Here is an 11,897-nt window from a genome sequence, read left to right on the forward strand (position 1 = left end):
ACGGCGGCTGCCATCACCATCTGGCTACGAACATGATCGGCCGGACAAGTCCTAGCCGATCCGGACGGCGGCCGGCGCTGGGTGATCTACGACGAGGCGTGGCGGGTGATGCGCCATGTCGGCCTGCTCGAACGTATGCAGTCCCAGTGGAAGCTCTCCCGCGGCCTCGGCATCGCGAACCTGATCGTCATCCACCGCCTCAGCGACCTGCTCAGCGCCGGCGACGCCGGCTCGCGCGCCCGGGTACTGGCCGAGGGACTCCTGGCCGACTGCTCCACCCGCATCATCTACCGCCAGGAACCCGACCAGCTCGCCGCTGCGGTCTCCCTGCTCGGCCTCACCGGCGTCGAGACCGAAGCCGTATCCGCCCTGACCAAAGGCAGGGGTCTGTGGAAAGTCGCCGGCCGGAGCTTCATCACCCAGCACATCCTGCACCCGGCCGAGCGCGAGCTGTTCGACACCGACGCCCGTATGGCGGCCTAGTGCAACTTACCTACGGGCCACAGGGGTTGAGTGATGCCGCCAACCGTACCCCTCTTCCCACCAACCGCCGTCCGTGCGCTGCGGCGTTCGCAGTGAGCACCTGCACAGGAACAAGGACCAGCCGTGCCCACGAGCTACCCCCGCAGGCGCGGGGACGACACTTCTCGACCTGCACTGTTGGCGCGCAATCATGCCATTTCGCCTGCTTGATTCGCGACGACCTTCCACGTCTGCCCAGCCTTCCCCCTCGGCCGGGACATAAGAGTGAGGCCGTCGAAGTCGGTGGGCGTCCAACGGTCCTGGCCGGCTGTGCGGACGGCCCATCCCTGTTCGGTCCGGGCAGGTTCGATCATGACCGCCTGGCCTTCACGGATGCGCTGGGCTAAGACTTTCCACAGCCCGTCGCGAACGCGTGCGTTGGGGCTACCGACGAAGACGCCTGGGGCGACTTCGACGAACCAGCGCGTCAGGTGGCCCCGGAGACCGGGTGGGGCGGCGGTGAGAACCACGACCGTGGTCGCGCCGCTCATCGGGCTGTACTCCCGCCCGGCTCCGGGATGACGTCAAGGTGGCTGTCAGGGCCGAAGGGGGCCGAATCCCAGTTGCGGCCGCCGCTGACAACGCCATCTCCGTCGTCCCACAGTCCTCCCAGGTCTTCCTCCAGTAGGGTGGCACCTTCCGGGATCAAAAGGTGCTTGATATCCGCGACTATGCGGGACAGTAGCTTGCCCTGGACCACGGCATCGCGGAGAGCTGTGCGGGCGTCGCGCTCCGAGGTGAGTCCCTTGGCTGCGAGGTCGAAGGCCAGCGGGATGGTGAACTCGGCCTTGTAGAGGTCGGCGACGTCCAGGACGAAGGACACTGCGGAGCCTGTGTGGACGAAGCCGAGGGCTGGGCTGGCACCTATGCCCGTGATGACGGCGTGGCAAATCCCGTACAAGGCGGAGTTCGCCGCGGACAGCAGTCGGTTGACGTCGTCGCCTTCTGCGAAGGCGTCTCCGGGTTTGTATTCCCGCTTGGTCCAGGGCACTTTGGTGCGTTCGGAGTGCCGGGCGTACAGCCGGCGGACGCGTGTGCCCTCCCGCCCTCGTAGTTGTTGGAGGGTAAGGCCGGAGGTGTCTTCGTCGGGAAAGCGCATGTCGTACATGCGGCGGGCGACCGCGACGCGTTCCTTGGGGCGGGTGACGAGCCATGCCTGCCGCAGTTGGAGTTGGGAGCCGCGCGCGATGCCGTGGCCTGAGGCGTAGAGGCGGACGCCGTGCTCGCCGACCCAGCACAGGGAGGTGCCGGAGTCGGCGAGCAGGGTGACGGCTCCGTGAGTGATGCGGCTTCCGGGGCCGATGAGGAGGACGGCGAGCCAGGCGGCTGGAACGTGTACCACTCTCGCTTTGTTGACCAGGACGACGGCGTTGTCGTCGCGGTCGATGTGGCAGCGCTCGACGTACAGGCTGGAGACGCGGTCCTCCAGCCTGTGCACTTCCTGCGGACCGGCCCGCCACCAAGGTTCACGCACTGGTCACCGCCGCGTGTGTTCTGACCGGGGCCAGGGTGAGCAGTCCCTGCCCGTATCCCTTGGCTGGCCCGATGCCCCCCAGCAGCGCCGTGCGCAGTGCGTCGGGGTCGGTGACCCTCAGCCGTCCTTCGAAGGTGGCTGTGGAGAGGGTGATCCGCGGCCCGTCGCGGTGCTTGTTGAAGCGCAGGATGTCGCGGCTGACGATCGACACGGCGGGTCCTGCAGCGAGTGAGCCGTCTGCCTTGAGTCCTGGTACTGGCGCGTCGGAAGTAGCCTCGGGGATGGTGAAGCCGTGGCGTTCGGCTCGGGCGAGGATCCAGTCGAGTTGCTGAGCTGCGGTTCGGTGGGCAACGCGGAAGCCGCGAGGGCGGCGGCCGGCGGCATGAGGTCGTTCTGCATGGGCTTTGAGGCGGGCGTCCTGCTGCTCGCTCGGCTTTGTGGGGCGGGGCACGCTCTGGACGGGGTTGGCGGTCAGGCGAAAGCCGAACTCCCGGCCGAGTGCGACGCGTTCGAGGAGTGGCTTGTAGTCGGCAATGAGTGGTTCGCCGCCGTCTGCTCCGGGCCAGCCGGCTTCGTCCACGAGGTGGTGCCAGGAGGGGCGACTTTCGGTGAGGACGAGGATCTCGGCGCGATGAGGTGTGTTGTTCTCCATCCGCCACAGGACGCGTTCAGTGACGGGCTGCACGGCGAGACCGGCGAGGATCGCCGCGTGCAGGCGGTGGGGGCTGGAGAGCAGGGAGACCGCTTTGCGGCGGCGGGGGTTCAGGGCAATTTTGGAAAGGTAGGGCATCGGGGTCACCAGCCCAGGAGGGCAAACGGGTCGTGGCCGGGGTTGGCCGGAGCAGATTCCCCCTTAGCGGGTTGTGCTGCTTGCCGACCGGTGGAGAGGGTGACCCACAGGTGCCGGACGGTCCGTCGACCGAAGAGGGTGCCGGTCTTGAGGTCGTAGGTGTCGGGGACGTCGACGGCGAGCTGGTCGCCGGCGAGGTCCTCGACTGTGGCCTCCAGCGTCACTCCCGTCGCCTGGACTTGGCTGCGGTGGTGGGCGGATGCCTGCCACGGTACGGCCGTCAGCGCATCCGGGAGTTCGGCGTCGGCGTGCAGTCCGAGGCTGACCGGTCCGGTGGGTGGGCAGGAGCGGCGACCGAGGGAGAGCGGGTAGGCGGGGTGGCGTACCGCGTGCTCCAGGCGTTCCAGGAGGGGTGCCGGGCCGCGCAGGGCGGCGACGAAGACGGCGTCCTGGAGGTAGAAGCGCTGAGTGACGCCGGTGTACTTGGCCGGGCTGGTCTTCGTCTGTACGCCCTTGGCGTTCACTTTGGCGGAGGGCAACGGCACGCCACGGTAGTCGCTGAAGGTGTGGTAGTCGCGCAGCAGTGAGCCTGGCTGGTCGACGCGTACGCCGAACCGAAGGTCGAGGAGGTCGGTGATCGAGGCTTCGCGGGCGCGGCCCTCGGCGGCCGCAAGGAGGCCAAGGACGCCGGACTTGGTGGGCTGGGGCCGGGTCTCGCGCCAGTTGTAGCGGGAGGGGCCGCCCCAGGACTGCAGGGGCGCGGCCAGCCTGAGGATGAGGATGGCGTGGTCGGTCATCGCGCGTCGGCCTTGGTGATTTCGCCGTCGGCGAGCCATTGCCCGACCAGCTCATCGAGGGAGTCGAGCAGTGTCGGGAAGGTGAGGGACGGGCCGAACACCTCTGTGAGCTTGTCGGCCTCGACGTTGTAGGCGGCCAGGGTGCTGACCGGTTCGGCGCCCCAGGTGGAGCCGATGGACTTCAGCTCGTCGGCCAGGCGCACCGCGGACTCGGTCGACAGGCCGGTGACGCCCACGACCGGCTCCTCGTACGCGGAGACCAGGTTCACCGGCTGGTCCGTCCGGAGGGTGAGGAGCACCAGGTGGGGCAAGGTGCGGTGGGCGAAGGAGTTCTGGTGACCGGTGGGCATGGAGCGGGTGAAGGCGTCGACGAACCGGATGGCCGTGTCGCGCGTGTGCTCTGTCGAGCTGAGGTTGTCACGCAGCTGGTGTACGCCGAGGACAGCGTAGCGGTAGAGGGTGGAGGAGTTGAACTCGACGGTACCGATCATGCCCGCGCCGTGGTCCTCGGTGTTCTCGTCGTCCACCGCGGTGTAGTAGTCGAACTCCGTGCGCACGGCATGGGTGGACAAGGCATGCGCAACCTGGACAGCGGCGTCCACATTGAGGGCGGGCAGGTCGGCGACCATGCGGCCGAAGAGCGCGACCTCCGCCGGGTGACCAGTCGAGAGGGTGGCGACCACCGGGAGCTTGCCGACCTCTGCCTTGAGATCCGCGTCGGACAAGGCGGCCAGTTCTGCGGCACGGCCGTTCAGCAGCTTGACGATCTCGTCGAGCTGACGCTTGCCGAAGAACAGGAGGTAGGCGGATTGCTCCTCCTTCTTGGACGACTTGGCGATCCCGAGAGGCTCCAGCAAGGCAGCGGTCAGACGGTCGGCCTGGTCGGCTTCAAGTCCCGCGCCCCCCTCAGTGACCGGCAGGGTGAGCCGCTCGGAGAGCAGCGCGGCGATCCGCTTGGTCCGGGTCGCGCGGTCGGCCGGCTCGACGGCCTTGGCGAACTCGGTGCGGGTGGCCCGCTTCCACGCCTGGGAGGAGACCCGGGCACGGCGGGCACCGCCGTAGAGCGCCTGCTTCGGAGTACCCGAATCGTCCCGGTTGGCGTTGGATGGGGGCAGACTCTGCAGGATGTGGACCTCGACGAACAGGGTGGGCTGAGTCACGAACGCGCTCCTCGGTGACATGAGGCGTCGCCCAGCGGCGACACACGTAGCTGATAAGGCAGGGTGATGCAGCGCCGGACAAGGAAACGGCTGTCCAGCGCCGATGTCAGGAGTTCTTGAAGGTGGGCTCGACGCGGAAGTCGCGGTCCCAGCGGTCACGGAAACGGCCCTGGGCATGCGGCCGCTTGGGGTCGTCCCAGGTCCGCAGGGCGGTACGCAAAAGGTCGTAGTCGAGTCCGATTTCGGCGCGAGAGAACAGGGTGACCAAGCCCCGCAAGTGCATCGCGAGCTCGCTGGCGTCGATCGAGGTAAGGAGGGCCCCGAACCGGCGTTCCAGCGCTTCCCCTCCGCTGCCGGTCTTCGCCAGCAACAGGCGCGCGGCGGTGCCTGGGGTGTTGCCGGGGATGTGCATCGTCCGTCTGCGGCCCTGCTGGTGGCGCCCGAAGAGGGTGAGTGCGGCGTGCTCGGCGATCAGGTCCCGGGTGAGGGCGCCCCGCTCACGCAGGTCGCAGGACATGCGGGTGCGGTAGTACGGCCACATCGCGGGGACAGTGCCAGCCTCACGGCCTGCGCCGGACCTCAGGGCGGCGAGCTGTGCGCCGTTCTCCACCCGGTCGGGCGCGAAGCGGGTCCAGTACGGGACGGCATGCACGTCGTCACCGGCAGCGGACGGTTCGGTGTACTGCAACCCCCAGGAACGCAGGACCCGGTCCCGGCCCGGGCTCTCCCAGGCAGCAAGGTCGTACAGCAACCGGGTGTAGTCGAGACCGATGCCCGCCTGCCCCAGCAGCGGGACGAGCCGGTACAGGTGCTGGACAAGCTCAGGCAGGTCCTGTGCCGTGGCCGCCGCAATGAGCCGCCGTTCCACAGCACTTGCCGAAAATGCTTCGGCACGGCGCAGTTCCCGGCAGGCCGTGCCCAGGCCACCCCTCGGCCGATGAGCGGGTTCGGCGGCTGCTTGCTGATGCCGGCCGAAGAGGGTGAGGACGGCGTGCTCAGCGATGTAGAGGTCGGGCAGGCGGTCCGAGTCCCGGGCTGCGTCTGTCAGCCGCACCCGGTGGGTGTCCCGCATGGCGGTAACGGTGCCCGCCTCGCCGTTGATGCCGTCGCACAAGCCGCGCAGCTTCCGTGTGACGTGCTCGGAGAACCTGGGGCGGCCTTCCTGGGCGCAGGCTTGCCAGTCGGCTGCGGCCTCGTCCCAGAAGTAGGCGCGCAGGCCGCTGCGGGTCCTGCCGGTTGCGGTGCTCATGCCGCCGCCTCCCCGTTGTCCGAGCCGCTTCCGGGGAGCCGGGGCAGGATCTCGGCGAGCTTTTTATAGAAGATGCCGGCAGCCTTGCCGCTCCGGTACACGACCTCCTTGCCGTTGTGCTTCTCAACGCGTCCCACCACCGCACGCGGCGGCGCAGCGGCAAGGAGCGCTTCGGCCTCCCCGACGGCCGCCGCCCGTACGGACAGCTCCCAGGCCACCTGGGCCCGCTCCAGCAGGTCGTCGTCCTCACCGACGGTGCGCAGCCCGCCGAGCAGCCGGCGCATCGTTGCATCGAGAGTGTGCAGGAACTGGGAGGAGGGGCGCTGGCCCTTGTCCCGCGGCAGCGGATCGCCGCCACAAGCCCGTCGCAGATCGTTGTTGAGGTGGTCCAGCGCACGGCCGGCCTGGTCCGCCTGGCTGACGCATTCCAAGATGGCGGCGCGCAGCCAGTCGTCCTCGGCGAGCAGGGAGGCCACCGGGAGCGGCAGGCTGTCACCGACGGCGTTTTCGACAACGGCGGACTGGGTGCCGTATTCGAGACCGCAGATCTCCACGCCGAGCGGATAGTTGGCGGGCAGGACGTCTTCGGCGCGCAGATCACCAGCCTGGCGCAGCAGGACGGACGTGTACGGTCCGTCACCTTCAACCGGCACGGCCAGCGCAAGCAGCGTGCCCAGTCCCTGCCAGGCCGAACGCCCGGAGGCATGGCGGCGGGGGCGCCGTCGGGGCTGGCCCGCCTTCGGTTTGGCGGTGTGGGACCAGGCTGTGTGCGGGTCCCATTCCGGAGTCTGGGCGAGGCGGTCGCCGGCGGAGACGATTGCTCGATGCACCCGCGGCTCCTGCTCCGTCTCACACGGGATCAGTCGGATGCGGCGGGCCTGGAAGGTGAGCAGGTCCAACACTCCGCCAGCCGGGCGTGGCGACCACTCTGGACTGGCTGGCGACTTCCAGCCCAGCGATGCCGGGCGCTCGTCCCAGGCCCACTGGGGCCGGTCCGCCGGGTCCAGGCCGGCAGGCAGGACCGGCGTGTTCAGCATCAGCGTCTCGAACAGGTTCCGGCCCACCAGGACGGTCACCCCGAGCTGGCCGAGCGGGCCCGTCGGGTTTCCGGTCGTCTTGCCGTTCTTCGCCTGCGGATCGCCGACGGCTCCGGTCTTGATGGAAGCGGTGTCCCAGCAGTGCGCGTGGAGCAGCCACAGCAGCGCCTGCTCAGGCGTCAACAGCAGCTCATCGCCCTCGGTCACCGCACTGAACAGCGGCACGTTGTTGCCGGAGGCGATCGACGGCACGAGTTGCGCGGCCGACTTGGTCTCTCCGCTGAGCGCTTCCAGGCGGGCGACCTGCGCAAATGGGCGCTTGTCGTCGAAGAGCCGGAAACGGTCGCCGTAGCGGGCCCCGAGGTAGGCGGTCAGCTGCGCCACCTCGACGTCCGAGAATCGGCCGCGGTTGAACCGCTCCGCCCACTCCTGCCGCGTGCGCGGCACGCCGATGGCGTCAAGCACCACCGGCAGGAGCATCTGTCGCAGCAATGCAGGCAGCATCGTCGGCACCGGCAGCTCCAGTCTCCGGACCGTGTGAGCGCTCCTCAGCGCGGCGAATAAGCCGGCCGTGCGGACTGCACCGTCGGCGTCGACTGTGGTGAGCCAACTGCCGTGAACGAGATCTCCCTCGGTGTCCACCGTGGTTCCCCCCTCCATGAATCGTGTGCGCGTCTCCCCAAACGCGCAGGAAGGCACGGCAACTCGCCTTCCCGCAAAGCGATTTGGCGTGTCGCCCGATCGCAACGAGGCTTGCACACAACGCTTATTGCTTACAACCGAATCCGATGCATCCGGACGACTTGCACGCCCGGCAGACGACACGAGCTGCGAGCCTGTACCCTGCCCGACGGCGCACGGAGCCGCCCCTCCCCGAGTTCGGGGGTGTTCCCGCTTAGTGCTTCACGTCGTCCCCGCAGCGCGGGGTGAGAGGGCTCCGGGCGCGGCTCCAGGCACCGTTCAGCCTCCTTCGACGACCAACCCCAGAACGTCGTCGTACGAGACCCTGTCCTTGCCCAGCACAGCTGTCCCGTCTTCCTCCAGCACGAGCGCCGGCGCGTACCTGAGCCAGGGGTGACCAGTCCACCCAGGCAAAGGAACAAGTCCCGTCTCCTCCGCCTCCGCGGCCTCCGTCAGCCGGGAAGGCAGCCGCACGGTGCCGCCCAAGAGCCGGCCGACCACCGTTTCGTCGTCCACCTCACCGTGCACGCCGATCCAGGTCCCGTCGATCGCCCGGTATCCGCTGGCCGAGCGCCGGACGATCACCGCCTCCACCGACCGCTTCCCGTCCCGCACCACGGCGTCGAGGTCCTCTTCGGATGCCGCCTGAATGCCCCCGTAATGGAGTCCCTCCAACGTTGGCGCCCCCCACTCCCGGGGGCGGGTCAACAGGAACCCCTCCGCGTCCTTCTCCCGCTGCTGCTCCTTTGCGCGCCACACCTCGCGCGCTACGGCCTCGTCCCAGTCCGGTGGGCAGACCTCCGCCTCCCCGTAGGCCCTGGCAACCAGACCCGGCACATCGGCCGGGATGCTCCACCCGTCTGTCTGCCGCGTTCCTCCGCTCAGCGGCCCCGCGGCTTCAGCGACCAGGGTGGCCGCCCTCAGCAGCGCCCACTCCCCATAGATCCCCTTCGACGCGGGCAGGAAGCGCGGGCGCCCTCTCTCCCCGACCGCCACACCCGACACCAGAACACGCGGTTCAGCGAACGCAGACGGTCTCCGGGTGCCACTGTGCCGATGGAGCCGGCCGATGCGCTGCAGGAGCAGGTCGGCGGGAGCAAGATCCGTGATGAGTAGATCCGCATCCACATCGAACGACTGCTCGGCAAGCTGTGTGGCGATCACCACCATCCGCTCAGGCCGCTCCTCATTCGCCCCTGGCCCCAGCAGCCGCAGGCACTCCTCGGTTCGCTCCGCCCGGTGGGCCGAGCACAGCCGACCGTGCAGCAGCCGCACCTGCCCGTCGAAACCGGCCTCCGTCAAGGCACGGTGAACAGCCTGGGCTCGGTCGACCTGGTTCACCACCACCAGCACCACCCCGCCGTCGGCTGCCTCTTTCCTCACCGTCGAGGCGAGCAGCCCCCCGTCTGGGTCGGCATCGGGCAACCAGTCGATCCGCGTCGATGTCGACGCGCGCCAGGACGGCACCGCTTCACGCGAACTCACCACCGCCGAAGCCCCATTGAGGGCATAGGCCGCGGTGACACACGGATAGCCAGCCGGCTCTGGCACTGAACAGACCACATCCGCCGCGCTCAGAGCACCCGACAGATACGCATCGACGCATGCCTGCCGCTGGGCCGGCGGAAGCGTCGCCGAGAGCAGGACCACCGGGACCTTGGCCTGCCCGAGCCAGCGCAGCGCCTCCAAGAGGAACTGGCGCATATAGACGTCCGCGGCGTGCACCTCGTCCACCACCACGACCTTGCCGACCAGTCCGGCAAAGCGCAGCATCACGTGCCGCGTGCGGGTCGCCGCGTACAGGAGGTGATCCACGGTGCCGACAGCAAACGCCGTCAGGAGGCCCCGCTTGTTACCCAGGAACCACCGGGCCGGTCCGTCACGCTCTTCCTGCGGTCTGCCGCTTGCGTCTGATGTCCAGGCGGACATGCCGTACTCGGCGTCCTCCTCGGTCGCCCCGTAGACGTCGAACGGGTCCAAGGCCGCCGGCTCTTCGCCCCGGGCGCTTTGTCCAACCGGGTCTATCCGCTTGCTTTCCCAGATCTCCCGCCACGTCGGGTTGAAACGGCGCTTGCCGTGCAGCAGCGCGACCTGCGCTTCCAGCTCAGGGTCGAACGTCCGCACCCACTCCAGCACCTGTTCGTACATCGGGTCGCTGGTCGCCTGCGTCGGCATGGCCACGAAGACACCGTCCAGCCCGAACCGGGCTGCTAGCACCTCGGCCGCCGCCAGAGCGGCCTTCGTCTTGCCCTCCCCCATCGGAGCCTCGGCCACCATCAGCCCCGGCACCGGCATCGACCACGCCCGCTCGACGAGCTCCTGCTGTGACGCCCTCGGGGGCACTCCCAGCCGCCCGGCCAGAGGAGTAAGCCGATCTTCGGGAATCGCGAGTTCGTCCCACCCGCCTCGCAGACCGAGCCGCTGCCACGCCGCCTCGGCCCGCTGGCGCGCCGAGGCAAGAGACACCGTCCGCGCATCCGCCATCCCGTCGAACTGCTCGCTGTCACTGGCGATCCAGTCCGCCATGACGATCAGTCCAGACAGTCCCAGTTGCTCCGCCCGGTTCAAAGCGCCCACCGGTCGCGCATCGGCCAGACCCGCAAAACCGATGGCCCGGGTGAACACGTCAACGACCGCCCTCTGCACCGCCTCCCACGCAGCTCCCCTCCCCTGGACCTCCCGATGCTTCGGCTTCAGCCCCTGGACGGACGGGAACGTCCCGTGATGGCCGGCCACCAACGGCCACACCCACGCCGCGCTCTCCGAACTCCCCCACTCCGCGACCAATCTCGGCCGCAGCAACGCGGCGCCGGCCACGTCATGCCGCCACCGCTGCCGACGGTCCGACGGCAACCTCCCCCACACCAGACCCGCTGCCCTGACCGGGGCGGCATCCGCATCGTCCATCGCCTGAAAGGCAGGGCACGCCTTTCCGCAGTCGTGAATCCCACAGATCCACATGAACCACAGACGCCCGCGTCCGCCACTGATCTCCTCCAACCGGTGCCGTAACGCGGCCGACAGGTACCGGTCCCACATCACCTCCGCCACGGCAGCGGTGTCCAGCAAGTGCCCGAGTAACAGGTGGGTCCGTCCCCCGTTCCGCGCCGCGGACTTCCCCCATAACCGCGACACCCTGGCAATGGTCTCCTGCGGCAGTCCCATCCCCCGCATCAGGTCGACAATCGATCCCGTATGCTCCATCAGCGCAGCCCTCTCCGTACAGTGGATCCGCACCATAGACCCGCCCACTGACATTGGCCCTGGACTGCATGACCCGACCGCCGATCCTGCCAAAGGAAAACCGGCCCCACCGCTAGCATCCGCGCAGGTCAAGAAGTGTCGTCCCCGCACCGGCGGGGGTAGTTCGTGACGGGGCCGGCGGAGTCGGCGGGGCAGGAAGTCGTCCCCGCACCGGCGGGGGTAGTTCTTCAGTCTCGACTGTACGGTGGTCGAATGGACAGTCGTCCCCGCACCGGCGGGGGTAGTTCGGCTGACGAGATCACCGACTGGTACGAGGCGCTGTCGTCCCCGCACCGGCGGGGGTAGTTCCCAGGTCGCCTCAACGTGGCCGGCCTCGGGCTCGTCGTCCCCGCACCGGCGGGGGTAGTTCGCCTCCTGGGTCCAGCACGTCATGCTGCTTCAGCGTCGTCCCCGCACCGGCGGGAGTAGTTCGAAGACGGCGAGACCTCGACCCGCGTCATCGAGGTCGTCCCCGCACCGGCGGGGGTAGTTCTCCACCCACGGCAAAACGGTCACGGTCAGCGTCGTCGTCCCCGCACCGGCGGGGGTAGTTCTCAGTGGGAGCACGATGCCGATCAGGGGCACGAGTCGTCCCCGCACCGGCGGGGGTAGTTCCTGAAGGCCGCCGCTGGCGACACCGCCGCCGAGGTCGTCCCCGCACCGGCGGGGGTAGTTCCTCGGTCAGCCTGCGCGCCCTGACCGACTCTGCGTCGTCCCCGCACCGGCGGGGGTAGTTCCCAGATCCACCGGAGAACGTCGGTCGTGATGTCGTCGTCCCCGCACCGGCGGGGGTAGTTCCCAGACCGACATGAACCTGTACCTGAACTACACGTCGTCCCCGCACCGGCGGGGGTAGTTCCAATCCGGAAAGCATTGTGACTTCGGCGTCCTAGGACTTGTCCGGCCGATCATGTGACTGCTCTGCGTCCGGATCGTTGATGTGG

General features: G+C 68.8%; 8 protein-coding genes, 1 pseudogene and 1 CRISPR repeat array. Of the genes and pseudogenes, 1 reads left to right on the forward strand and 8 read right to left on the reverse strand.

The window, feature by feature from the left end; translation table 11 throughout:
• Positions 1–51 precede the first annotated feature (51 nt).
• Positions 52–483, forward strand: a pseudogene (locus MUU72_RS34215) (ATP-binding protein); the annotation flags it as partial.
• Positions 484–671: 188 nt separating this feature from the next.
• Here MUU72_RS34215 and cas2e read toward each other — a convergent pair.
• The 8 genes from cas2e to cas3 all read right to left on the reverse strand — a co-directional run bounded on the left by cas2e (position 672) and on the right by cas3 (position 10,914).
• Positions 672–1,013, reverse strand: a complete 342-nt coding sequence (gene cas2e / locus MUU72_RS34220) for a type I-E CRISPR-associated endoribonuclease Cas2e (protein ID WP_248017358.1) — start codon at positions 1,011–1,013, stop codon at positions 672–674.
• Positions 1,010–1,996: a type I-E CRISPR-associated endonuclease Cas1e gene (gene cas1e / locus MUU72_RS34225; RefSeq protein WP_248017359.1), complete on the reverse strand. Its 987-nt coding sequence runs from the start codon at positions 1,994–1,996 to the stop codon at positions 1,010–1,012. Before cas1e ends, cas2e begins: the two co-directional genes overlap by 4 nt.
• The gene (gene cas6e / locus MUU72_RS34230; protein ID WP_248017360.1) at positions 1,989–2,786 is read right to left on the reverse strand and encodes a type I-E CRISPR-associated protein Cas6/Cse3/CasE; all 798 of its coding nucleotides are present in this window, start codon (positions 2,784–2,786) and stop codon (positions 1,989–1,991) included. The genes cas1e and cas6e overlap by 8 nt, the downstream gene beginning before the upstream one ends.
• Before the next feature lie 5 nt (positions 2,787–2,791).
• Positions 2,792–3,583 (reverse strand): type I-E CRISPR-associated protein Cas5/CasD, encoded by a 792-nt coding sequence (gene cas5e, locus MUU72_RS34235; RefSeq protein WP_248017361.1) that lies wholly within the window; start codon positions 3,581–3,583, stop codon positions 2,792–2,794.
• On the reverse strand, positions 3,580–4,743 hold the full coding sequence (cas7e, locus tag MUU72_RS34240; RefSeq protein ID WP_248017362.1) for a type I-E CRISPR-associated protein Cas7/Cse4/CasC: 1,164 nt from the start codon (positions 4,741–4,743) through the stop codon (positions 3,580–3,582). Before cas7e ends, cas5e begins: the two co-directional genes overlap by 4 nt.
• Before the next feature lie 106 nt (positions 4,744–4,849).
• The gene (casB, locus tag MUU72_RS34245; protein ID WP_248017363.1) at positions 4,850–5,992 is read right to left on the reverse strand and encodes a type I-E CRISPR-associated protein Cse2/CasB; all 1,143 of its coding nucleotides are present in this window, start codon (positions 5,990–5,992) and stop codon (positions 4,850–4,852) included.
• Entirely contained in the window at positions 5,989–7,671 is a 1,683-nt protein-coding gene (casA, locus tag MUU72_RS34250; protein WP_248017364.1) for a type I-E CRISPR-associated protein Cse1/CasA, read from the reverse strand. Before casA ends, casB begins: the two co-directional genes overlap by 4 nt.
• A 318-nt stretch (positions 7,672–7,989) precedes the next feature.
• On the reverse strand, positions 7,990–10,914 hold the full coding sequence (cas3, locus tag MUU72_RS34255; protein WP_248017365.1) for a CRISPR-associated helicase Cas3': 2,925 nt from the start codon (positions 10,912–10,914) through the stop codon (positions 7,990–7,992).
• Positions 10,915–11,051: 137 nt separating this feature from the next.
• Positions 11,052–11,812: direct repeats of the CRISPR family, unit length 28 nt; unit sequence GTCGTCCCCGCACCGGCGGGGGTAGTTC.
• Positions 11,813–11,897 lie beyond the last annotated feature (85 nt).

The sequence above is a fragment of the Streptomyces rhizoryzae genome, from assembly GCF_023155275.1.
Lineage (GTDB): Bacteria > Actinomycetota > Actinomycetes > Streptomycetales > Streptomycetaceae > Streptomyces > Streptomyces rhizoryzae.